Here is a 23,647-nt window from a genome sequence, read left to right on the forward strand (position 1 = left end):
AACATTCGGGATGCCGGGCACCCGATCGACCGAAACGAGTGCAGGCCGCGACGATGACTCATGGCGATGATCGACGACGCGCTGTCGGCGCCCGGATCTCGGCCCTCCGCAAGCACCGTGGCCTGAGCTTGTCGGGGCTCGCCCGCGAGGCCCGGATCGGGAAGGGGTCGCTGTCCGAACTCGAAGGCGGCCAACGCAATCCCACACTCGACACGCTCTATGCCGTCGCCGGGCCGCTCGGGGTGCCGCTGTCCGCCCTCCTGGGCGAGGATTCCGGCACCGAGGGCGTCGACCCACATCTCGCCGCGCGATTGCTCCATGTCGAGCACCACGACGACGGATCGGTGTCCGAGGTGTTCTGGTTGCGCGTGACCCAGGGCGGAACCAGGGAGTCGCCCGCGCACGGGCCCGGCGTCGTCGAGCACGTGTATGTGGTCAGCGGTCACCTCTGCGCCGGGCGCGCGGGCGAGGAACACACGGCCGGGCCGGGCGAATCACTGCAGTGGCTCTCCGACGCTCCGCACACCTACCGCAGCGACGACGGCGCGCTCGCGGTCCTCACCATCCGGACGCCCTGACCGGCGCCGTCGAATCCCGCTCCCGCGGTGCTGTTTCCGTCCCGCTGATGAGATCCGATCAGCGAGACGGAAGCGGGGCCGCGGGAAGGGTGGGGAAAACCCGATGGAGCCGAGACGCCCTTCGCTGCGTCGAATAGAGATGACCAGCTACCCACTGGACCGCTACGGTCTGATCCGTCGCGGCGCCGCACTCGATGCGGCCTTCTCCGACAACCTGCTTGCTGCAGCGGTATCCGCCGGGGACCTGATCCGGCTCATCCCCGGCGTCTACGTGCCGGCATCCGACGACTTCGCCGGGCACGAAGGCGACCAGGAGTTGCACCGCCTCAAGTCTGTCGCGATCGCCACGTCACAGCCGGCGAGCGCACCACAGTTGCCACTGAGTCACGTCTCGGCCGCCGCGGTGCTCGGCATTCCGCTGCTGAAGCCCGCCACCGAACGCGTTCACGTCACCAACGGCAAGAAGGCCGGCGGATTCATCGCGACGCATCGTCACGTTCACGCCGCCGCCCTGACGGCAGACGAGCTCGCCGTCGTCGACGGAATACCCGTCACCAGAATCGAGCGAACCGCTGTCGATGTAGCGGCCGGGGGCGACTTCGCACAGGCCCTCACCGCCTTCGACCAGGCACTTCGAGCAGGCGCCGATCGTGAGCTCATGGGCCGGATGCTCGCCTCTCGTCGTCGGCGCGGAGGTCGAGTGGCTCGGCGTGCGCTGGCACTGGCCGATGGGGCGGCCGAAAGCGTCGGCGAATCGTGGAGTCGGGCGCAGATGATCGAGGCCGGCCTGCCTGCTCCACGACTGCAACGCGAGTACTGTGCGCGGAGCGGCGTCTACCGTGTCGACTTCGACTGGGGGGCGAAGCTCGTCGGGGAGTTCGACGGCATGGTCAAATACGGCCGCCTTCGGCCATCAGGGATGACGGTGGCCGACGTCGTGCTGCAGGAGAAGCTGCGCGAGGACGAGATTCGCGCGCTGGGCCCCGTCGTCGTGCGCTGGACCTGGTCGATGCTCGAGGACGGGTCCTTCATCGGTCTGCTCCGGCCATGGCTGGAGAAGTTCGAGTTGACGAGCTGAGTCCCGCGGTCCCATTTCCCTCCCGCTGATCAGATCTCATCAGCGGGACGGAAACACCACCGCGAGACAGGGACCTCGTCCCGAGACAAAGGCGCCCCCCACACACGGCAACGCCCCCGCCGGAGCGGGGGCGTTGCCGGATGCGACTGTGTGCGACTTACTTCGCGGTGGTCGGCTTCTTGACCGGGGCCTTCTTGGCCGGCGCCTTCTTGGCGGCGGTCTTCTTCACGGCCGGCACCGGGGTGTCCTTGGCCTCGGCGACCTTCTTGGCCGGCGAAGCCTTGGCGGCACGGCCCTTGGCCTCGACAGTGCCTGCGGCGCCGTCGATCTCCTTGGCCGCGTCGTCGGCCTGCTCCTTGACGCTGCTGCCGGCCTCTTCGATCGCGACGGCGACGTCCTCGACCTGCTCGCTCGCACGGCCGGCGAGCTTCGCCGCACGATCGCCGACGAGGCGGGTCTGGGTCGACACGACGCCGAGGGCGTCCTCGGTCAGGTCGACGGCGTCGTTGTAGACCTTCTCGGCGCGCGACAGGTTCTCCTGGACGAGCGGCTTGGTGCGCAGGCGCTCGAGGGTGGCCTCGCCGCGCTCGGCGAGCGAGGTGTAGAAGCCGTAGGCCTTCTCGACGTAGGGGTCGGCGAGGCGCTTGAGCTCCTCGGCGGTCAGCTTGCCGCGCAGCTCGTCGAGGTCGCTCGGGACCTCCTCGGACAGCGAGCCGATGCGGGTCTTGGCCTCGTCGAAACGCGTCTGGGCGGTCTCGGGCAGATCCGTGATCAGGGTCTTGGTCTCGGCGTAGCGGGCCTCGAGACGCGACTGGGCGGTCTCGGCAGCAGCCTCGGTGCGCTCACGCAGTTCGGTCAGCTTCTCGGTCACCTGGGCGAAGGCGTAGTCGCCGGCGCCGACGGCGGCATAGAGGGGGGCGTAGTTACGTTCGGTGGTGGTCACAGTGAACTCCTTCGGTCGGGTCACCAATCGCGCTGCAGCACATGCGGTCTCGTTGATCTCGGCGTCTTCGCCGGGCGCATGTCGGAACAATCCGTCGCCTGCCGCCTCGGAACGGTCGGTGTTGCAAGCCAATTCGATTCGGCTCACACCGCGCGAGATAAGGGAACCGCGGCGCCATCGGTATTGGTGTTTCCGATAACCAGTATCCACGCTGTGCTAGCAAATGCAAGCATCGTGCTAACACTCGTGACGCACGTCACCTCGGACGCGCGCCGGACCGTCGTCGATCAGGCGTAACGGTAGAAGCCGTGGTCGGCCTTCTTGCCCAGTCGCCCCGCCTCGACCATGCGCAACAGCAGCGGAGGCGGTGCGTAGAGCGGCTCCTTGAACTCCTCGTACATCCGGTCGGCGATGGCCTTGATCGTGTCGAGTCCGACCAGATCGGCCAGCTTGAGGGGACCCATCGGGTGCGCACACCCGAGGACCATGGCCTTGTCTATGTCGTCGACGGTCGCGACACCACTCTCCACCATCCGGATGGATGAGAGCAGATACGGGACCAGCAGCGCGTTCACGACGAATCCGGATCGATCGGCCGACCGGACCACCTGCTTGCCCAACACGTCGTGGGCGAAGGCCTCGGCGCGCTCGACGATCTCCGGAGCGGTCGTCAGGGTGGTGACGAGTTCGACCAGCGGGAGAACCGGTACGGGGTTGAAGAAGTGCATGCCGATGACGCGGGCGGTGTTCTGGGTTGCCATGCCCAGCTTCATGATCGGGATGGACGATGTGTTCGACGCCAGGATCGCCCCGGGGTCGGTCACGACCTTGTCCAGTTGGGCGAAGATCTCGGTCTTGACCACCTCGTCCTCGACGACGGCCTCGCACACGAGGTGGCGATCGGCGAAGTCGCCCAGGTCAGTGGTGAAGCGGAGTCGCATCGACGCCTGGTCGCGTTCGCGTTCGGTCAGTTTGCCGCTCGACACACCGCGATCGAGTGATCGGAGAATCCGGGCGCGACCGGCGACGACGAGTTCTCGGCTGTGCTCGTAGACGAGCACGTCGGCGTGGGCCCGCGCGCACACCTCGGCGATCCCCGCGCCCATCTGTCCTGCCCCCACCACGCCGACGCGGGAGATCTTCTGGTTTGTCATGTCGGCTCCTCGGGTGGAATCGTCCTCGGCAAGAACCGATTTCGCAAGAACATGGGTGACCCTCCGGGCACGCGCCGAGCCCGGGATACGCCAACAGGCGGCCCGCAGCGAAAGCCGCGGACCGCCTGCCTGGTTCGCCTAGATCACGACGGTGGCGAGTTCCTAGTGGAACTGGCCTTCCTCGGTCGAGCCCTTGAGAGCAGCGGTCGAGGTGTTGGGGTCGACGGTGGTGGCGATGTTGTCGAAGTAGCCGGCGCCGACCTCACGCTGGTGCTTGACGGCGGTGAAGCCGCGCTCTTCGGCAGCCTTGAACTCGCGGTTCTGCAGGTCGACGAACGCCGACATCTGCTCGCGGGCGTAGCCGTAGGCCAGGTCGAACATGCCGTAGTTCAGCGAGTGGAAGCCGGCCAGCGTGATGAACTGGAAGGTGAAGCCCATGGCGCCCAGCTCGTTCTGGAACTTCGCGATGGTGCTGTCGTCGAGGTGCTTGCTCCAGTTGAACGACGGGCTGCAGTTGTAGGACAGCAGCTGGTCGGGGTACTCGGCCTTGACGGCTTCGGCGAACTTGCGGGCCAGCTCGAGATCCGGGGTACCGGTCTCCATCCAGATCATGTCGGCGTAGGGCGCGTAGGACTTCGCACGCTCGATGCACGGCTCGATGCCGTTCTTCACGTGGTAGTAGCCCTCGGCGGTGCGCTCACCGGTGACGAACTGCTTGTCGCGATCGTCGACGTCGGAGGTGATCAGCGTGGCGGCCTCGGCATCGGTGCGGGCGATCACGACGGTGGGGACACCGGCGACGTCGGCGGCGAGACGAGCCGAGTTCAGGGTGCGGATGTGCTGCTGGGTCGGGATGAGCACCTTGCCACCGAGGTGGCCGCACTTCTTCTCCGACGCGAGCTGATCCTCCCAGTGGGTACCGGCGGCACCCGCGGCGATCATGGCCTTCTGCAGTTCGTAGACGTTGAGGGCGCCGCCGAAGCCGGCCTCACCGTCGGCCACGATCGGCACGACCCAGTTGTCGACCGAGTTGTCACCCTCGACGCGGGCGATCTCGTCGGCACGCAGCAGCGCGTTGTTGATGCGACGCACGACGCTCGGGACCGAGTTGGCGGGGTAGAGCGACTGGTCGGGGTAGGTGTGGCCGGACAGGTTCGCGTCACCGGCGACCTGCCAACCCGAGAGGTACACGGCCTTCAGGCCGGCGCGGACCTGCTGCACGGCCTGGTTACCGGTGAGAGCGCCCAGGGCGTTGATGTAGCTGCCGTCGCCCTTGGTCACGCCGTCCCACAGGATCTCGGCGCCGCGGCGGGCGAGGGTGTGCTCCTCGACGACCGAGCCCTGGAGCTCGGCGACCTGCTCGGCGGTGTAATCGCGCTTGATGCCCTTCCAGCGCGGGTTGGTGTCCCAGTCCTGCTGGATCTCCGCGGCGGTACGGGGCTTTCCGACGTTGCTCATTGGCTGCTTCGCTTTCGTTGTCCTGCTCGTCCCGACCGGGGACCGGATCGGGGCGACGGCCCGGCGCGCCGCCGGAACCTCTCTGCTGACAGACAGCCGATGTCCTCGTCTGCGGTGTGTGATCGCGATCGGCGTCAGTCTCGGCCGAAGTTTGCGAACCCGTCGACGTGGTATCGGTGGTGCCTGCAGCAAGGGTGCCACAACACAAACCCGCAGGTCCAACCCTCGGAGCGTGTAAATATGGGTTATTTTTCGCCACCTGTTTGCAAAGTTTGCAAATATAGATCTGTGAACGCAGGGTCTACTTCCGCCAAAAAGTACGTCCGTACTGGGATTTTCTACTCACGAGTAGTCGAGCCAATCCGTGATCTCGGAGGCCCTCGGACCCCGACCTCGACGGCCGGATACCCGAAAGTGATGTCCATCACACCAGTGCGGCACGGTCCGCGGACAGCGGACGGCGGCCGTCAGGGTGTGGTGACGCGCTCGACGGCGGTCTCGAAGAGATCCGCGAACACCGACGGTTCGATCGGCTCCACCGGGATGGACGGCGGATCGCTCGCACGGGTGGTCGCACCCGACACCGTCAGCTGCATCGTCAACGGCCCTGATGCCGGCCGGTCGAGCACGGCGTACCCGGCGAACCCGATCTGCCGCCGGACACCGCCGTCGGGCAGGGTCGTCGTGACGTCGGATCGCGTGAGCAGCATCTGCTCCCCGGGCAGCAACCCGCCGTCGATCTCCGGCTGGGGCAGTTCGGTGTACACCGTGAGCACCCGACTGCCCGCGAGGTTGCCGGTGGTGATCTCTGTCGTGGTCCGAGAGCAGCGGCCAGTCGTGGTGAGCCGGTCGGCGTCGATGTCGCGCGATGCGGTGGTGACCAGTTCGACGAGGGTGCCCGTCGCGCCGTCACGGGCGGCCAGCACCGCCGAGTTGTCGGCGGTCAGCTGGTCGTTGAGCGCGGCGTCGGAGGTGGGCCGGCAGTACTCGGGCGTGACGCGCACCGATCGGGAGGCGTCGATGGCGGCCCGGTTCCCGGCGACGAGATCCACCACCGACAGCGGGGCGGATGTGTACCCCGGCGGCAGCTGGGCTTCGGACAGCACGAGATCGGCGGGACCGCGGGGAGCCGTCGTTTCCCCCGGGTCGCCCGCGCACCCCGCGAGGCCGAGCGCCACTGCCACGACCGACGCGGCCAGCGCTGCCGGCGGGCGGCGTCGGCCGAGGAGGGGTAGCACGCGGTCACCGTACCCTGGGAACGACGCGCGACGCGGCAGCACCTGTCCGGGAGGTGGACGATGAGCAGGACCTACGTGGGCTCGCGGTTGCGCCAATTGCGTTCCGAGCGCGGCCTGTCGCAGGTTGCCCTCGCGCAGACCCTGTCGATCTCGGCGTCGTACCTGAACCAGATCGAACACGATGCCCGTCCGCTGACCGCGTCGGTGCTGTCCAAGATCACCGAGGCCTTCGGCGTCGACGCCGGGTTCTTCGACAGCCAGGACGATGTCCGGCTGGTCGCCGAGCTGCGTGAGGCGCTGCTCGACGACGACCTCGAGGCCTCCCCCGGCGCGCTCGACGCCCAAGGGCTCAGCGCGATGGTCGCGTCGCATCCCGAGATGGCCCAGGCGATGGTGAACCTGCACCGCCGCTACCGGGTCGCCACCGATCAGCTCGCGGCGGCGACCGACGAGCGGGGCGACCGCAGCATGCGGGGCACCATCAGCGCGCCGCACGAGGAGGTGCGGGACTATTTCTACCAGCGCCGCAACTACATTCACGAACTCGATGTCGTCGCCGAGGAGATGACGACCCGGATGCGGATGCACTCCGCCGACATCCGGCGCGAGATCATGAACCGCATCGAGAGCGTCCACGGCATCAGCATCGTGCGCCGCGTCGACCTCGGGGACTACACCCTGCACCGGTTCGACCGCGAGGCCCGGCGTCTGGAGTTCTCCGCGTCGCTCTCGGCAGGTCAGCGGACGTTCAAACTCGCCAGCGAGCTCTGCTATCTCGAGTACCAGGACCTCCTGGACAAACTGGTCGACGAGGCGAACTTCAGCGGTGAGGACGCCCGGGCGCTGGGACTTCTCGGTCTGGCGAACTACTTCGCCGCCGCAGTCGTCCTTCCCTACAGCCAATTCCACGGCGCCGCAGAGGATTTCCGGTACGACATCGAACGCCTCTCGGCCTTCTACGCCGTCTCCTACGAGACGATCTGCCACCGCCTCTCGACGCTGCAGCGGCCCAACCTGCGGGGCATCCCCTGGTCGTTCGTGCGCGTGGACCGAGCCGGGAACATGTCGAAACGACAGTCCGCCACCGGTTTCCACTTCTCGTCCAGTGGCGGCACCTGTCCACTGTGGAACGTCTACGAGACGTTCGCCTACCCCGGCAAGATCATCACCCAGATCGCCGAGATGCCCGACGGCCGGAACTACTTCTGGGTTGCGCGCACCGTCGAACGCCGCGCCACCCGCTACGGACAGCCCGGCAAGACCTTCGCGATCGGCATGGGATGCGAACTGCGCCACGCCGCGCGGGTGATCTACTCCGACGGTCTGGAGATCGGACCGCAGGCGCATGTCACACCGATCGGCGCCGGTTGCCGGGTGTGCGAGCGGACCAACTGCGCCCAGCGCGCGTTCCCCGCGGTCGGAGCATCACTCCGCATCGACGAACACACCAGCAGCGTCTCGCCCTACATGAGCCTCACCGAGAACCGTTAACGACCACACCCGTTCGGTGCGGGGATCCCGCGCAGACGTTCGTCGAGCCAGGTCGCGGTGTCCGGGAACCCGACCGCAGCCGCCGTCACGTGTTCGGCCTCGTACTCCCGATACGTCACTGTCGCACCGAGATCGCACTGCTGGGCGGCGAGGGCCCGCGCCTGGGTTGCGGGAACCCACCACTCGTAGCGCCCGTGGTAGATCAGCAACGGCATCGATGCCTTCAGATCCGACATGGACGTGACCTCGAAGAGCTCTTCGGCGATCGCGGAGTGGAACGGATCGGGGTCGGTCGACAGGAGCTGCGTCGGCAGGTGAGCGATCCCGAGGTTGCCCATGTCATCGGTGCAGATGTTGCGGATCTCCGACGTCGCAAGCCATCTCGCCAGATGGTTCGACATCTGGAGGACCTCGGGCCGTTCCCGGGCGACGCCGAGCATCGCGGCGTGGAAGACCCCGGACGCGAGGTTCGCGTTCATGGCGCCGGCGAGTGTCCGGTAGTCGGCGGGCACCCCGCCGATGGCCGCCCCCACGAACCGCCCGGCGATGTCGGGCGCATACTTCGCGGCCAGCTTGGCCGCGCCGTGGGTGGCGATCGCCCCGCCGGAGTAGCCGACCATGGCGACCGGTCCGCGGGCGAAGTTCGCCGGGTCGAGAGCGCCGGCCGCGCGCAACGAGTCGAGGATCACGTGGCCCGCGACATACGGCTCGGCGTAGGCCATCCGGGGCCCGGTGTGGTCGGGCACGAGCACCGCATAACCCCGGTCCAACGCGAGCTGGGTGAACGGCGGGATGAGATCGGTCTCGTTCGTGTTGTTGGTGAAACCGTGCGCGTAAGTGAAGCCCGTCGTGCACTTGGTGCCCAGCGCGACGATCGGCGAGTTGTTGACCAGGACGGGGCGGTCTCCCCGCCCGGTCCAGGCCTTGGCCGGCACCAGCAGGGTGGCCGTGCCGAACATCGGGGCGCCGTTGGCGTCGGTCGTCCGGAACTTGACCTGCCGCGCCGATCGCAGCGGGACGACGACCAGGGGCTGTGCCACCCGGGTCACCGACCGCGTGGTCAGGACCTCACCGGGTGTCCGCGCGGCCAGACCGGCCGGCCAGTGGTCGAAGAACCGGTCGCCACTGGGCGACGGCATGATCGCCTCGCGCAGTTCTTGCAGTTCACGGGAGGCGCCGGGAATCCGGGACCGTTCCGGGATGCGCGACAGCTTCTCGACCGGCGGCGCCGGGATCAGGCCGTCGACGTCCGCCGGCAACTGTGGCGGGACCGCGGTGAGATTGGGCGGCTCGGCGTCGGCGGGACCACTCGCCCCGGTCGGGCCCGCGAGGAGCGCCGCGGCGGCACACGTCGCCGTCACCGCGACCGCTGCGCATCGGACCGATCGTCGAAGAACACCCCTGGCCGGCATCGCCAACCTCCCGTCTCACCTCGGCCATCGTCGAGTCGCCCGCCCCCCGGCAGCACCTCTGACGACTCGAACCGCGATGACCTCCGCCAATGCTAGTCGGTGACGACGGCCTGCGCGGGAGCGACCATCCATGGCGACACCCATGTAGTCCGGTCGGGTGACACGCGAAACCGCCTATCGCGCCGCACATCACGGTTACATCTCGGTGCGGCGACCATCGATGCGCAACGGAGGTCCGCGCCGGGTCGACTGTCCTAAGGTCACCGACGAAGCGCTCTTCGACGCGGAGGCACCGCCATGACGAGAACCCGGCACGCGCTTCGACGCCGGGCGGTGTGGACGGCCACCGTGCTGGTGGTCGCCGCGCTGCTGGTGGCCGCCGTCGGCTCGCTGTCCGCCGGGCCATCGGCCGCGGACCCGCCGAACATGATGCCGCTGCCGCCGCCCGTCGCAGGCGCCATCGACCGCGCGGTGCCACCGCCGCCCATTCCTCGGCTTCGCACGATCCCGCCTCGTGCGCGGGCCGACGGATTCGACCACCGCGCACTCGAATTGCGCGAATCTATCCTGCCGTCCCCGACAGGTGACCCGATGTTCGACCGGTGGCCGGCCGACCTGTATTCACGCGCCCCGGGAGACGTGATCGCCACCCGCGACGTCACCGCCGCCGCCGGGCCGGTGGTGACGGTACCGCTCCGATCGGCGACGCTGATCAAGTTCCGCAGCACCGATGCCGTCGGGGCGCCGATCTTCGGCACCGCGACCCTGCTGGTCCCGCGTCGAACGGCCAGGGCACCGACGCCGATGCTCGTGAACAACCTGCCGATCGACTCACTCGGTGCCGCCTGCACACCCGGATACACACTCGCGCACGGGTTTTCCATCGCGACGGGCGTCACCGACCTGATCCCGCCGACGACCCAGCTGGCGCTGCACGAGGGCTATGCGGTTCTCGTGCCCGACCACCAGGGACCCCGGATGGCCTACGCGGAGCCGGTACTCGCCGGGCACGTGATCCTCGACGCCGTCCGCGCGGCCCTCCATGTGCGCCCGGAATTGTTGCGCCGCAGCCGGATCGCCATGACCGGGTACTCGGGCGGCGCCATCGCCACCCACGGTGCGGCGAAACTACTGGGCGAGTACGCACCCGAGCTCACCGACCGTGTCGTCGGCGCGGGTCTCGGCGGTGTCCCGGCCGACTTCCGCATGCTGGTCGGGAGCATGAACGCGAACCTCGCGACCGGCCTGTTCCACGCGGCCACCGTCGGCATCGCGCGCGAGCGTCCGGAGATCCTGGCCCTCACGAACCGGCCCGCGCGTTGGCTCGCGTCGTCGCCGTTGAAGAACGTGTGCGTGATCCCCGAGGCGGTGGCCGGTGGCACCTTCCTGCCGATGCAGCTGCTCTCGAGTGATCCCGACCCGTTCCGGTCGCCGACCGCCGAGCGGATCTATCGGCTGACCGCGATGGCCGACCGCGCCTCGGTGATCCCGCTGCTGATCTACCACGGGACCCACGAGTGGTGGATCCCCGCGGCCGGCGCCCGCGCCCTCTACCGCGAACAATGCGCCCTCGGTGCGGTCATGGCCTACCGCGAGGTCTTCGGTGAACACATCAGCGCGGCGCTGCTCGGCTTCCCCGTCGCCCTCGACTGGCTCGACCGCCGGCTACGCGGCGAACCGGCCGTCGACGAGTGCCGCCGCTGAGCGTCGAGGAGCCGCCCCGGTCAGAAGACGAGGACGCGAAGGTTCTCGGCGACGCACGCGGGCTTCGCCTCGCCCTCGATCTCGACGGTGTTGGTGACGACCATGTTCACGCCCTTGGGGGTCTCCTCGACCGAGGTGATCACCGCGTTCGAGCGGATGCGGGCGCCGACCTTCACCGGGTTCGGGAAGCGCAGCTTGTTCATGCCGTAGTTCAGGACCAGCTTGGGGCCCTCGACGGTGAAGATCTTCCCCGCGATCATCGGCAGCAGCGACACCGTCAGGTATCCGTGCGCGATGGTCGTCCCGAACGGACCGGACTTCGCACGCTCGGGGTCGACGTGAATCCACTGGTGATCGCCGGTCGCATCGGCGAAGGCGTCGACCCGTTCCTGGGTGATCTCGAGCCACTCGCCCGAGCCGAGGTCTTCGCCGATCGCGGCCTTCAGTTCGTCGACACTGGTGAACGTCCGTGTGGTGTGCGTCATAGTCCGCGTAGTCTACCGTGGGCCCATGGGCACACCTCGCGTCGCACCGGGTGGTTTCCGGGAGCTCGGGCCGGTCAATTTCGTCTTCGCGCGGGGGGCCGCACGCGTCATGGGTGTCGACGACGCGCACATCTTCTCGACCCTGGGTCGCGCGAAGGGGTTGTTCCGCGGTTGGCTCCACTTCAGCAGCCGGCTGATGCCGTTCGGTGTGTTGCCGCGCAAGGACTCCGAGATGGTGATCATCCGGGTGGCCCACCTGCGGCATTGCGACTACGAACTCGACCATCACCGACGCCTCGGCCGTCGGGCCGGGATCACCGCCGACGAGTTCGACCGCATCCTCGAGGGTCCCGACGCCGGGTGGGGTGATCGTGAACGGGCGATCCTGCGCGCGGTCGACGAACTCGTCGAGAACAAGGACGTCTCCGACATCGCATGGCAGGCGTTGTCCCGGCACCTCGACGACCGGAAACTCATCGGGTTCACCCTGCTCGTCGGTCAATACGACAGCCTCGCGACCACCATCCACACGCTGCGCGTCCAGCGCGACGCCCGCTCCTGACTGCGACACCCCTGACATGGAGTCGATCGCGCAGCGCCTGATGCGCAACGAGTACTTCGCCGAGATCTACGAGCATCTCTGGCGGCCGACCTTCACCCGGCTCTTCAGCCTCGGCGGCCGTTCCACCGCCGACTTCGACCGCGCACTACGCGCCTACCTCGCCCGCCCGGGTGACCGGTTGGTCCTCGATGTCGCCTGCGGCCCCGGCAATTACACACGTGAGATCGCCGACGGACTCACCGGCGACGGTCGCTGCATCGGCATCGACTTCTCCGCGCCCATGCTGGCGCGGGCCGCGCAGACCAACGCGGTGGGGCGGGCCGCGTTCCTGCGGGGTGATGCCCACGCATTGCCGTTCGCCGACAACACCTTCGACGTGGTGACCTGCCTGGCGGCCCTCTATCTGATCCCCGACCCGCTACCGGTCGTCGACGAGCTGGTGCGGGTGACCGCACCCGGTGGCGAGATCGTGGTCTTCACCTCGGTGACGACGCCGCTCACCTCGTTCCCGGGCGTCCGGCCGCTCGCCGGGGCGAGCGGGTACCGGATCTTCGACGACCACGAGATCGTCGAGCGCCTCCGACGCGCCGGCCTGGACGACGTCGAGCAGACGATCACCGGTCAGGGGCAGTTCGTGCTGGCACGCAAGCCGGCGTCGTAGACGGCCCGAGGCGCCTCAGAACTCCCGGTAGTCGCGGACCGTCATCCGCGGGCCGCGCCGTTCGGGCCGGACGCCCCGCCGCGCGACCAGCCTGATGATTCGTTGACGTTGCCCCGCATAGGGTTCGAGCAGTTCGAGCATCCCGGCGTCGTCGACGGCCTCGCCGATCAGGGTGAGCCCCACCAGTTTCGGGATGTGGTAATCGCCGACGTTGACCACGTCGGGGTCGCCGAGCGACCGCGACAGCGTCTCCGCCTCGGTCCACTGGCCGACACCGCGGAGCACAGTGAGCTTCCGCGCATGACGTTCGACGTCGATGGTGGTGGCGCCGCGAATGGTCCGCATGCGGACCGGTTCGATGCCGCTGCGGTGCCACTCCCAGCTCGGGATGCGCACCCAGTCCTGCCGGGCGGGCGGCACACGCATGGTCTCCGGGACCGGTCCGGGCGCGGGAGAACCGAAGCGGCGCAGCAGGTACCGCCAGGCACGGAACGCCTCCGCGCCGACGACCTTCTGTTCCAGGATCGCCGGGACGAGCGCCTCCCAGACCCGGTCGGTGCGTGAGAGCCGCAAACCCTCGGCGCGGCGCACCAGTTCCCGCACTACGGGATCGCGGGGAACGAGGGCGTCGGGATCGTCTCGCGCACCGAGGAAATCCGGCATCTGGTCGAGCAACCAGTCCGCGCCGGGACCCCATGCGCGACCGACGACGACGCCGGACCGCACGGCGATCGTCAGGGTGCCCGGCCCGTCGGGGGTGTGCACCGCCCGCCAGACTGAACCGTCCCTGGCGTAGACGAACGCCGGGTCGCCCGCACCGCGCCGGTGCAGGCCGACCGTTGCCCGCAGGTCGAGCGGCCACGGGAGCGTCCACTCCCGGACCCGCTCGTCTGCACTCACACGTCTACAGGTTGATCATGTGCCCGAGAGCGCCGTGGAACGTCTCCTGCAGTGCTTCCGACATGGTCGGGTGCGTGTGCACGTTCCGCGCCAGCTCCTTGGCCGTGAGATCCCACTTGTGGGCCAGCGTCATCTCCGGGAGCATCTCGGAGACGTTGTCGCCCACCAGGTGTCCGCCGAGCAGCTCGTCGGTGTCGGCATTGGTGACGAGCTTGGCGAAGCCCGCGGTCTCGCCGAGCCCCTGGGCCTTGCCGTTGGCCGAGAACGGGAACGTGGTCGCCTTGACGTTGTAGCCCTCGTCCTTGGCCTGCGCCTCGGTGAGGCCGAACGATGCGACCTGCGGCTGACAGAAGGTGGCACGCGGCATGAACCGGTAATCACCGAGGGTCATGGTCTCGACGCCGGCGATGGTCTCGGCGGCCACCACGCCCTGGGCCTCGGCGACGTGCGCGAGCTGCAGTTTGGCGGTGACGTCGCCGATCGCGTAGATGCCGTCGACGTTGGTGCGCATGTAGTCGTCGATGGCGATGGCGCCGCGATCGGTGAGTTCGACACCGGTCTTGTCGAGGCCGAAGCCCTCGACGCGCGGGGCGAATCCGACGGACATGAGGACCTTGTCGACGGTGAGCTCACCCTCTTTGTCCTTGGCGTCGGTGTAGGCGACGGTGACGCTGTCGCCGTTGTCGGTGACCTTCTGGACCCGGGTGGAGGTCAGCAACTTGATGCCGAGCTTCTTGTACTCCTTGGCGAGGGCCTTCGAGGAGTCGGCGTCCTCGTTGGGGAGCACGCGGTCGAGGAACTCGACGATGGTGACGTCGACGCCGTAGTTGGCCATGACGTAACCGAACTCCATGCCGATGGCGCCCGCACCGACGATGACGATGGACTCGGGCAGTTCACGGGTCAGGATCTGCTCTTCGTAGGTGACCACGTTCTCCGACAGTTCGACGCCGGGGAGTAGCTTGACGGTCGACCCGGTGTCGATGATGACGTTGTCGAACGTGATCTCCCGGTCGCCCACCTTGATGGTCTTAGCGTCGGTGAACACCCCGTATCCGTCGATCTCGGTGATCTTGTTCTTCTTCATCAGGTAGTGGACGCCCTTGACGATGCCGTCCGAGACCTTGCGGCTGCGGTCGAATGCCGCTCCGAAGTCGAAGGACACGTCACCACTCATGCCGAAGGTCTTGGCCTGATGGTTGAAGATGTGTGCGAGCTCCGCATTGCGCAGCAGGGCCTTGGACGGGATACATCCGACGTTCAGACACACACCGCCCCAGTACTTCTCCTCGATGACGGCGGTTTTCATGCCCAGTTGAGCCGACCGGATCGCGGCTACGTACCCACCTGGACCTGCACCCAATACAACTGTTTGAAAGTGTTCAGCCACGACTGCCAGCCTACGTCGCGCCCGACCGTCGCCGCAGAGTGTCCCACTACTCGCCGGTAGCAACCTGCGCATTCAATCATTGATTGAAACATCGACCGAACTGTGCTTTCCTCGACGTGTGACCCAGACCACGCGCGCCGGACGCGGTGAGCGCCGCGATTCGACGTCGCTGCCCACCCGCAACGCCCTGCTGGCCGTCGCCGAACGTCTCTTCCTCGCCGAGGGATACGACAAGGTGTCCGTCCGGGCGATCTGCGCGGCCGCCGAGGCGAACCCGGCGGCGGTGCACTATCACTTCGGCACCAAGGACGACCTCACCATCGCTCTGCTGGAGTCTCGCCTGGGTCCGCTGTGGGCCGACCCGCTGGCCTCCCTCGACCCGGCCGGTACGCCGATCGCGCATGTCGTCGACGTTGTGGTGGCCCCCTTCGTCGACCTGCAGTCCGACCCAACCGGACATCTGCACCTACAGCTGCTCGCACGGTTTGTGTTCGCCCATCCCACCGCGAGCTGGACGTCGCGCTGGTTCGATCTCGATCCGTTCGCCGACATGCTCGCCGAGGCCGTCCCCGGCCTGACGGCGAGCGAAGCGCGCCGACGCTGGGCACTCGCCTTCCAGTTGATCCTCCTGCGGTTCGGGGGCACCGAGACCTCGAGCCCCGCCGCCGTGACGGCCCTGGCCGGCTTCGTCACCGCCGGACTGACCGCACCCGCCACGTGAGACACGAGTGAGAGGACCCGTTGTGGACAGCCCCACCACCGGACCGTTCAGCCCCGCCCGGCTGGGACCGCTGCACCTGCGGAACCGCCTGATCAAATGCGCCACCTTCGAGGGGATGACGCCCGACGCCCTGGTGACCGACGAACTCATCGAGTTCCATCGCGAGGTCGCCGCCGGCGGGGTGGCCATGAGCACGGTCGCCTACTGCGCGATCTCACCTGAGGGCCGCACCGACCGCCACCAGATCTGGATGCGCCCCGAGGCGGTTCCCGGATTGCGCAGACTCACCGACGCAGTCCACGCCGAGGGCGCACTTGCGGCGGCCCAACTGGGGCACGCGGGCGCGGTCGCGAACTCGGCGTCGAACCGGGCTCCCTCCCTCGGGCCCTCGCGCATACCGGCCCCGATGGGGATGTCGGTGACCCGCGCGATCGGCGTCGACGACATCGCCGACCTGCGGACCACGTTCCGCCGGGCCGCACGGCTTGCGGTGGACTCCGGCTTCGACGGACTCGAGATCCACTGCGGCCACAACTATCTCATCTCCAGCTTCCTGTCCCCGCTGCTGAACCGGCGTCGTGACGCCTACGGCGGGAGCCTCGTCAACCGCGCCCGCCTCGCCCGTGAGGTGGTCGAGAGCGTGCGCGACGAGGTCGGGGACGAGGCTGCGATCTGGGTGAAGCTCAACCTCTTCGACGGCGTCGGCCGGGTCGACCTCGAGCGCTCGCCCGCGGCGCGGGCCCGGGGCCGGGCGAGGCTGAGTGGCTTCAACGTCGACGAGGCATGCGAGGTGGCACAGCTACTGGAATCCGACGGCCACCTCGACGCCATCGAACCCACCGCGGGGAGTTCACTGCTCAACCCGATGTACCTCTTCCACGGCGAGGCACCCCGTAAGGAGTTCGCCGATGCGTACTCCGGTGCCATGAAGTACGGACTGAAGGCCTTCGCACCGGTCTTCCTGAAGCACTACCGCTATCACGACGCCTATCTGCTGCCTCTCGCGCGCGAACTCCGTAAGGCCGTCGATCTGCCGCTCATCCTCCTGGGCGGCGTCACCGATCGCGCCTCGATGGATCTCGCGCTCGCCGAGGGCTTCGATTTCATGGCGATGGGGCGCGCGCTCCTGCGTGAACCCGACCTACCGCTGCGCCTCGCCGCCGACCCGTCGACGACGTCGAAATGCGTCCACTGCAATCTCTGCATGCCGACGATCTACTCCCACACGCGATGCCCGGTCCGGACCGGCGAGGTCCCCGACCCGGTGGCCGCACAGCATTAGGGTGGGGGCCATGCCTCCCCGCCGTCGCAAGGACACTCCGCCACCGGCGACCGGCGGTTCGGAGAAGGAGGTGCTGGTCGGTTTCCTCGACTACCTGCGCGCCTCCGCGGTGGCCAAACTCGACGGCGTCTCCGAGGTCGACGCGCGTGCGGCCGCGGTGCCGTCGGGCACCAGCCTGTTGGGGGTGGTCCGCCACCTGACGTTCGTCGAACGGTTCTTCTTCCTGGGCGAGGACGCGGACGACTGGCAGGCGACGTTCACCTGCCCCGACGACGAGACCGTGGCATCGGTGCAGGCGGCGTACCGCCGCGCGGTGTCCGAGGCCGGCGAGGTCATCGACGCCTACACCGATCTCGCCGAGGCGGCGCCCAGGGCGAGCGGACGTCGCTCCTCCCCGTCGATGCGGTGGGCGTTGACCCACATGATCGAGGAGACCGCCCGTCACGCCGGCCATCTCGACATCATCCGCGAGGGCGTCGACGGCCGGACGGGCCGCTGACCGTCAGCGCCGGATGAACTCGCCGTTGCTCTCCTCGTCGTCGTAGTACTCGATCGTCATACGCGGGCCGTCGAACGTGACCTGCGAGATCGAGCCCGGTTCGGCGTTCTCGTTGAGCAGATCGAACGTGAACGTGTTGCCGTCCCAGTGAGCGAGTTCGTGTTTACGGACTCCGCCCGGCCCCATCTCCAGGACGAGCTTCCCGTCGCGTTCGACGATCTCCGCCGGTCCGTACACCGCGTTGGCGTAGGTACCCACATACGACGGCAGTGGTTGCAACGGTGCGGGATTCGACGGCGGTTCCTTGCCGACGAGTTCGCCGCTCGGCACGCTCAGGGGCGCATACGCCTTGGCGTAGAGGTCGCGCCAGTCGTTGCGGATCTCGCCGAACTGCACGAGATCCATGAACTCGGCGGCGATCGAGTCCACCGCACCGAGGGGCGCGGCGTTGGACAGGACGACGATTGCGGTGTCGGCCGACGGCAGGATCGAGAACACCGTGCCGGCGCCCGACGCGAACGCGCCGGCATGGTTGAACTGCGTCCGCGCGTCCTCGGTCACCCCGACGTTGAAGCCGTAGCCGTACGATCCGGCGCGGTTGTCGGGCGTCTGGGGCGGGCTCGACACGATCTGCGGTGAGAGGGCCGGGAGCAGCGCGTCGGGGGCCACGACCTCCTGGCCGTTGTGCTTGCCCTGCGCCAGCACCATCTTCAGCCACGTCGCCATGTCGTTGACGTTCGAGCTCACACCGCCGGCGGGTGACTGCGCATCGGGATCGCGCGGGATCGGGGTCTTGACCCACTTGTCGTCTTCCTTGATGTGCCCCACCGCGCGGTCGGCCCGGCGCTCGAAGTCGACGTAGCGGGAGCTGGTGCTGGTCATGCCCAGCGGACCGTAGATGAGGTCCTGCGACAGCGTCGCCCAGTCCGTCCCGGCCTTCACCGCCACCGCCTCGCCACCGGTCGTCACCCCGAAGTTGGTGTAGGCGTAGCTGATCCGGAACGGGTCGAGCGGCATGAAGCGCATGCGCTGCATGATCTCCTGCTGCGAGTACCCCATGTCCTCCAGTTTGTCGCCCGCGTGGTCCGGCAGACCCGAGCGGTGCGAGTACATGTCGCCGACGGTCACGGTGCGCGTGACGTACGGTTCGGCGAGCGCGAACCACGGCAGCGATTCCACGATCGGCATCTCCCACGTCACCGTCTTGTCGGTGACGGCGGCCGCGACCACCGTCGATCCCACCGACTTCGACACCGACGCCAGCTGGAAGACGGTGTTCGGGTCGACGGCCTCACCGGTCGTGATGTCCTTGACGCCGAACCCCTTGGCGTACTTGGTCTCCCCACCGGACACGACCGCCACGGCCACACCCGGGATCTTGGTCGACTCCATCATCGAGTTGACCAGGTCGTCGAGTTGCCCGACCGCCTTGTCGACCGCATCGGCCGGCAGCGGTTCGGCGGCGACGGCATTCGGGTTCTCCAGAGACTCCGATGCAGACGGCGGCGCCCCGGTGCCCGACGACCCGCTGCCGCAAGCCGCGACGAGCGCAACCACGGCGACGACGGAACAGGTGGCCATCGAGAGGCGGGCCCATCGCGACGTCCGTGGGGGTTCATGGCCGGGACAGCGGGCGGGAACGGAATGGGCAGTGGCCATGGGGGTCTCCTCGACGTCGCTGCGTCACGATACCCCGCGCGGACAACCTGCAGTGGGCGTTTTGCCGGGGCCGACACCGTGAGCGCTCCTGCGCGGAGCACGGTCGCGACGGCCGCCCGCGTAGTTTGGACGCCATGACCGAGCACGGCTACGACGCCCCCACGTCCGACACCGACCCGTACCTGTGGCTGGAGGACGTCACCGGCGACGACGCGCTGTCCTGGGTGCGCGCGCACAACGAGCCCACGGTGGCGGCGTTGACGTCGTCGGAACGCTTCCGCGAGTTGGAGGCCGCAACGCTTGCCGCCCTGGACACCGACGACCGCATCCCCTACGCGCGTCGCCGCGGAGAGTACCTGTACAACTTCTGGCGCGACGCGACCAACCCGCGTGGCCTCTGGCGTCGTACGACGTACGACTCCTACGTGACCGACACCCCCGACTGGGATGTCCTCATCGACGTCGACGAACTCGCACGCGCCGAGGACGAGAACTGGGTGTGGGCCGGCGCCTCCGTACTGCGCCCCGAGTACGAGCGCGCGCTGATCTCCCTCTCGCGCGGCGGCGCCGACGCCTCCGTGGTCCGTGAGTTCGACATCCCGTCGCGCACCTGGGTCGCCGACGGCTTCGAGCTGGCGGAGAACAAATCCGACGTCGGGTGGATCGATCGTGACACCGTCTACGTCGGAACGGATTTCGGCGTGCAACCGGACGGGCTGAGCTCGCTGACCGATTCCGGCTACCCCCGCATCGTCAAGCGCTGGACGCGCGGCACCCCGCTGTCGGAGGCCGTGACGGTCTTCGCGGGCGAGACCGGGGACGTGTCGGTGCGGGCGAGCTACGACAGCACACCGGGATTCGAACGCCACTTCGTCGGTCGCGCCACCGACTTCTTCAACTCACTCGACTACGAACTGCGCGACGGCCGCCCCGAGTTGCTCGACGTGCCCACCGACGCGCACGCCGGGGTCCGGATGGACTGGCTGCTGGTGCTCACGCGATCGGAGTGGGAGATCGACGGCACCGCGCACGCACCGGGCACACTGTTGGCCTTCGACTACGAGTCCTACCGGGCGGGCGACCGCGACGCGACCGTGCTCTTCGCGCCCGATGCGCACACGAGCCTCGTCGACTACGCCTACACGCGTTCGCATCTCATCATCGTGAAGCTGCACGACGTGCACACCCGGGTCGAGGTACTCGAACTCGGCACCTGGCAGGCCGTGGACATGCCGGGTCTGCCCGACCTCGCCACGGTCTCGGTCCTCGACACCGATCCCGACGAGAGCGACGAGGTGTTCTGGTCGGCGACGTCGTTCACCGATCCGCCGAGTCTGCTCCACGGCCAGAGCGGCCGGGCTCCGGAGGTCATCAAACACAGCCCCGCGTTCTTCCACTCCGACGCGGTGACCGCCGAGCAGCATTTCGCGACGTCCGACGACGGCACGCAGGTGCCGTACTTCGTGGTGCGTCGGCGCGACGTGTCCCACGGACCGACGCTGCTCTACGGCTACGGCGGATTCGAGAACGCCCTCACCCCGAGCTATCTCGCGATCGCCGGACAGAGCTGGATCGAGCGCGGCGGGATCTACGTCATCGCCAACATCCGGGGCGGCGGCGAGTACGGCCCGTCGTGGCACACCCAGGCGCAGAAAGCGGGGCGGCACAAGGTATACGAGGATTTCGCTGCTGTCGCGCGCGCCCTCGTCGACACCGGACTCACCACTGCGTCACAGTTGGGCGCCCAGGGCGGTTCCAACGGCGGGTTGCTCATGGGCGTGATGCTGACGCGCTATCCCGAGCTGTTCGGCGCCCTGGTCTGCCAGGTCCCGCTCATCGACATGAAGCGCTACCACCTCCTGCTGGCCGGGGCGTCGTGGATGGCCGAGTACGGCGACCCCGACGACCCCGAACAGTGGGAGTTCATGAAGCCGTTCTCGCCCTATCAGAACGTCGACGCGGACGCGACCTACCCGCCCATCCTGGTCACGACGTCGACCCGCGACGATCGCGTCCACCCCGGTCACGCGCGCAAACTCGTTGCCCGCCTGGAGGAAACCGGTCACGACGTGCAGTACTACGAGAACATCGAGGGCGGCCACGGCGGCGCGGCGGACAACAAGCAGGCCGCGTTCAAATCGGCCCTGGCCTACGAGTTCCTCTGGCGGACACTGTCTCCCGAGGACTGACCGCTCCTGAAGACCACCACTGCCGCCGGCCGGACCGAGCGCTCGCCGACGACCAGCCCGGGACGGAGCAGCTCGGCGACGGTGCGGTCCGCGGAGGTGTCGTCGGTCGGATGGACGTCGACCGCCTCCATGGTGCGGGCATCGAAGTCGGTCCCGGCCGGCGGTGCGACGACCGCTCCCCCGCGGCCGACGATGAGGCGTTCCAGTCCGGCGCGCAGCAGCTCGAACGCCGGCCGGTCGGCCTCCGACGCCGAGACCGCGCACGCCGCCGCGTCGGTGTGGAGCGCGAAGAGGTCGACCAGCAGGGCGGAGTCCACGCCGGCCGCGGCGGCCGGGGTCTTCGCGGCGTCGATGAGCCGCTCGATCGTCCTGGTCTGCCGCGCGACCACGGCGGCGAGGTCGGACACCTGCTCGCCCAACTGCGCGAGCCCGTCGATTCGCTCGGGCACAGAGCCCTCCGGAGACGTCATTCCGCCAGCGTAATCAACTCCGCCGGCCGATCGTCCGGCACCGGCGAGACCGTCTGCGCTGCTAGCATCCCCGATCGTGGGCGTAATCGGGATCGACCTCGGAACCACCAACTCGGCGATGGCGAAGATCGACGCCGACGGCCGCCCGGAGGTGATCGTCGGACTGACCGGCGCACCGACCACCCCGTCGACGGTGTTGCTGACGTCGCCGACGGATCACGTCGTCGGCGAAGGGGCCCGCCGGCAGGCCAGGCTCGACCCGGAGAACGTCTGCAGCCTGGTGAAGCGGCGGATGGGCGATGCCCAGTGGCGTTTCGTCGCGCACGGCCAGACGTGGTCGGCGCCGGCGATCTCGGCACTCATCCTCAAGTCGCTGATCTCCGACGCCGCGTTCGCCGGCGAGCAGGTCGAGCGGGCCGTGATCACGGTGCCCGCCTACTTCGGCGACGAGGAGCGGCGCGCGACGATCCAGGCCGGCACCTACGCCGGCCTCGAGGTCGCGGGGGTCCTGTCCGAGCCGATCGCCGCCGCTCTGTCCTACGGCTTCAGCCGCCTGACCGACCCGCTGGCCAAGGGCACACCCGACGAGACGGTCCTGGTCTACGACCTCGGCGGCGGGACCTTCGATGCGACGGTCATCGAACTCGCCGACCGCCGGATCACCGTGCTCGCCGTCGACGGCGATCACCAGCTCGGCGGTGCCGACTGGGATGAGCGGCTGGCGCTGCACCTCTCGCGCGCGTTCTGCGCCGAACATCCCGACGCCGAGGACCCGCTCGACGACTCGGTCGGCTCGCAGTCGCTCATCCTCGCCGCGGAGCGCGCCAAACACGAACTGACCGAGTCGGATTCGACGTCGGTCATCGTCGCCCACGACGGCGCCCGGTCGGTCATCACGCTCACCCGGGCCGAACTCGAGGAACTCACCCGTCCGCTGCTGGCCCGGACCGTCGAACTCACCCGGTCATGCCTGGCCGCCGCCGAACGCCGAGGCGTGTCAGCCGTCGACCGTGTCCTGCTGGTCGGCGGTTCGTCGCGGATGCCGATGGTCGCGCGGGAACTCGCCGCCGCACTGGGCACGACACCGGAACTGAACGACCCCGACCTCGCCGTCGCCCGCGGGGCGGCGATCTACGGCGAGAAGCTGGAGATCGAACGACTCGTCCGCGCCGACCTCACCACGCGCGGACGCCTGCGCGAGGACCGCGGTCTCGACGGCGTCGCACCGGCCGACCTCGACGAGTCCTGCACCCGGGTCGCCCACGCGTTCGCGCTGCCCGTCAGCAGTGTCCGCCGCATGCTCGAGGTCGTCGTGGACACGGTGGTCTCCCGCGGTTTCGGGGTCCTGGCGGTCAACGGCCACAACGGCGAACTCGAGGCCAGCTGGCTGGTCCAGCGGAATTCGACGCTCCCGATCCGGGTGCGACGGTCGTTCGGGACCATGCGACGCGACCAGTCCCGCATCGAGCTGGTCGTGCTGGAACAGCAGGGGCAGTCGGCTTCCCCGAGACCGGAGGACGCCAAGGTCCTCATCGAAGGTGCGATCACCGACATCCCACCCGGATACGACGAGGGCAGCGAGGTGTCGGTGACCTTCGAGATGGCCTTCGACGGCGTCCTGCACGTAACCGCGTTCCACGTCGATGCGCAGATCCCGCTCACGTTGTCAGCCAAAACCGTTGCCTCGCTGTCGAAATCGGAGGTCGAGCGGGAACTCGACCAGGTCCACCGCTCCCGGCGCCGCGACCACTGACGGCCTCCGCCGGAGGGGAG

The 23,647-nt window shown here is 68.4% G+C and carries 21 protein-coding genes; 11 read left to right on the top strand and 10 right to left on the bottom strand.

Annotation, left to right across the window (positions count from 1 at the left end):
- Positions 1 to 53: 53 nt before the first annotated feature.
- Positions 54 to 578, top strand: a complete 525-nt coding sequence (locus tag KB201_RS09635) for a helix-turn-helix domain-containing protein (RefSeq protein WP_211539063.1) — start codon at positions 54 to 56, stop codon at positions 576 to 578.
- Between the two features lie 139 nt (positions 579 to 717).
- Positions 718 to 1,656, top strand: coding sequence for a hypothetical protein (locus KB201_RS09640; protein WP_211539065.1), 939 nt, complete (start codon positions 718 to 720; stop codon positions 1,654 to 1,656).
- A 157-nt stretch (positions 1,657 to 1,813) separates the two neighbouring features.
- Here KB201_RS09640 and KB201_RS09645 read toward each other — a convergent pair whose 3' ends face one another.
- The 4 genes from KB201_RS09645 to KB201_RS09660 all read right to left on the bottom strand — a co-directional run bounded on the left by KB201_RS09645 (position 1,814) and on the right by KB201_RS09660 (position 6,449).
- Positions 1,814 to 2,599 (bottom strand): hypothetical protein, encoded by a 786-nt coding sequence (locus KB201_RS09645; RefSeq protein WP_058251419.1) that lies wholly within the window; start codon positions 2,597 to 2,599, stop codon positions 1,814 to 1,816.
- Positions 2,600 to 2,886: 287 nt separating this feature from the next.
- The gene (locus KB201_RS09650) at positions 2,887 to 3,753 is read right to left on the bottom strand and encodes a 3-hydroxybutyryl-CoA dehydrogenase (RefSeq protein WP_068971643.1); all 867 of its coding nucleotides are present in this window, start codon (positions 3,751 to 3,753) and stop codon (positions 2,887 to 2,889) included.
- A gap of 162 nt (positions 3,754 to 3,915) precedes the next feature.
- Positions 3,916 to 5,211: an isocitrate lyase gene (aceA, locus tag KB201_RS09655; protein ID WP_068971642.1), complete on the bottom strand. Its 1,296-nt coding sequence runs from the start codon at positions 5,209 to 5,211 to the stop codon at positions 3,916 to 3,918.
- Positions 5,212 to 5,678: 467 nt separating this feature from the next.
- A complete protein-coding gene (locus KB201_RS09660; protein WP_211539067.1) occupies positions 5,679 to 6,449 on the bottom strand; it encodes a hypothetical protein in 771 nt (256 codons plus the stop codon).
- Between the two features lie 60 nt (positions 6,450 to 6,509).
- Between KB201_RS09660 and ramB the strand changes: the two genes are divergently transcribed.
- Entirely contained in the window at positions 6,510 to 7,940 is a 1,431-nt protein-coding gene (gene ramB / locus KB201_RS09665; RefSeq protein WP_065630150.1) for an acetate metabolism transcriptional regulator RamB, read from the top strand.
- On the opposite strand, the gene KB201_RS09670 is transcribed toward ramB, so the two are convergent.
- A complete protein-coding gene (locus KB201_RS09670; RefSeq protein WP_211539069.1) occupies positions 7,937 to 9,352 on the bottom strand; it encodes a lipase family protein in 1,416 nt (471 codons plus the stop codon). The two genes, ramB and KB201_RS09670, sit on opposite strands and share 4 nt — an antisense overlap.
- A 297-nt stretch (positions 9,353 to 9,649) precedes the next feature.
- Here KB201_RS09670 and KB201_RS09675 point away from each other — a divergent pair, with 297 nt between their 5' ends.
- Positions 9,650 to 11,056: a lipase family protein gene (locus KB201_RS09675; RefSeq protein WP_211539071.1), complete on the top strand. Its 1,407-nt coding sequence runs from the start codon at positions 9,650 to 9,652 to the stop codon at positions 11,054 to 11,056.
- 20 nt (positions 11,057 to 11,076) lie between these two features.
- Here the strand turns inward: KB201_RS09675 and KB201_RS09680 are convergent, their stop codons facing one another.
- A complete protein-coding gene (locus KB201_RS09680) occupies positions 11,077 to 11,541 on the bottom strand; it encodes a MaoC family dehydratase (RefSeq protein WP_065630148.1) in 465 nt (154 codons plus the stop codon).
- Between the two features lie 25 nt (positions 11,542 to 11,566).
- On the opposite strand from KB201_RS09680, the gene KB201_RS09685 reads away from it, so the two are divergent.
- The gene (locus tag KB201_RS09685; protein WP_211539072.1) at positions 11,567 to 12,103 is read left to right on the top strand and encodes a carboxymuconolactone decarboxylase family protein; all 537 of its coding nucleotides are present in this window, start codon (positions 11,567 to 11,569) and stop codon (positions 12,101 to 12,103) included.
- Positions 12,104 to 12,119: 16 nt separating this feature from the next.
- Entirely contained in the window at positions 12,120 to 12,764 is a 645-nt protein-coding gene (locus tag KB201_RS09690; RefSeq protein ID WP_211539073.1) for a class I SAM-dependent methyltransferase, read from the top strand.
- A 15-nt stretch (positions 12,765 to 12,779) separates the two neighbouring features.
- Here KB201_RS09690 and KB201_RS09695 read toward each other — a convergent pair whose 3' ends face one another.
- Positions 12,780 to 13,664 (bottom strand): DNA-3-methyladenine glycosylase, encoded by an 885-nt coding sequence (locus KB201_RS09695; protein WP_058251285.1) that lies wholly within the window; start codon positions 13,662 to 13,664, stop codon positions 12,780 to 12,782.
- A 4-nt stretch (positions 13,665 to 13,668) separates the two neighbouring features.
- Positions 13,669 to 15,054, bottom strand: a complete 1,386-nt coding sequence (gene lpdA / locus KB201_RS09700; protein WP_065630145.1) for a dihydrolipoyl dehydrogenase — start codon at positions 15,052 to 15,054, stop codon at positions 13,669 to 13,671.
- Between the two features lie 118 nt (positions 15,055 to 15,172).
- On the opposite strand from lpdA, the gene KB201_RS09705 reads away from it, so the two are divergent.
- The 3 genes from KB201_RS09705 to KB201_RS09715 are packed head-to-tail and all read left to right on the top strand — an operon-like array spanning position 15,173 to position 17,556.
- Positions 15,173 to 15,775, top strand: coding sequence for a TetR/AcrR family transcriptional regulator (locus KB201_RS09705; protein ID WP_211539074.1), 603 nt, complete (start codon positions 15,173 to 15,175; stop codon positions 15,773 to 15,775).
- A 22-nt stretch (positions 15,776 to 15,797) separates the two neighbouring features.
- Positions 15,798 to 17,057, top strand: a complete 1,260-nt coding sequence (locus KB201_RS09710; protein WP_211539075.1) for an NADH:flavin oxidoreductase — start codon at positions 15,798 to 15,800, stop codon at positions 17,055 to 17,057.
- A 10-nt stretch (positions 17,058 to 17,067) separates the two neighbouring features.
- The gene (locus KB201_RS09715; protein WP_058251289.1) at positions 17,068 to 17,556 is read left to right on the top strand and encodes a DinB family protein; all 489 of its coding nucleotides are present in this window, start codon (positions 17,068 to 17,070) and stop codon (positions 17,554 to 17,556) included.
- A gap of 3 nt (positions 17,557 to 17,559) precedes the next feature.
- Here KB201_RS09715 and KB201_RS09720 read toward each other — a convergent pair whose 3' ends face one another.
- Entirely contained in the window at positions 17,560 to 19,137 is a 1,578-nt protein-coding gene (locus tag KB201_RS09720) for a serine hydrolase (RefSeq protein ID WP_211539145.1), read from the bottom strand.
- Positions 19,138 to 19,349: 212 nt separating this feature from the next.
- Between KB201_RS09720 and KB201_RS09725 the strand changes: the two genes are divergently transcribed.
- A complete protein-coding gene (locus KB201_RS09725) occupies positions 19,350 to 21,404 on the top strand; it encodes a prolyl oligopeptidase family protein (RefSeq protein WP_211539076.1) in 2,055 nt (684 codons plus the stop codon).
- On the opposite strand, the gene grpE is transcribed toward KB201_RS09725, so the two are convergent.
- Positions 21,365 to 21,874 carry a nucleotide exchange factor GrpE gene (gene grpE / locus KB201_RS09730; RefSeq protein ID WP_211539085.1) on the bottom strand — a complete coding sequence of 170 codons (510 nt, stop codon included), beginning with the start codon at positions 21,872 to 21,874 and terminating at the stop codon, positions 21,365 to 21,367. The two genes, KB201_RS09725 and grpE, sit on opposite strands and share 40 nt — an antisense overlap.
- A 76-nt stretch (positions 21,875 to 21,950) precedes the next feature.
- Between grpE and KB201_RS09735 the strand changes: the two genes are divergently transcribed.
- Positions 21,951 to 23,627, top strand: coding sequence for an Hsp70 family protein (locus KB201_RS09735; protein ID WP_211539087.1), 1,677 nt, complete (start codon positions 21,951 to 21,953; stop codon positions 23,625 to 23,627).
- Positions 23,628 to 23,647: the final 20 nt, after the last annotated feature.

Origin of the sequence: Gordonia sp. SCSIO 19800, from assembly GCF_018132775.1 — a bacterium.
Taxonomy (GTDB): domain Bacteria; phylum Actinomycetota; class Actinomycetes; order Mycobacteriales; family Mycobacteriaceae; genus Gordonia; species Gordonia hongkongensis.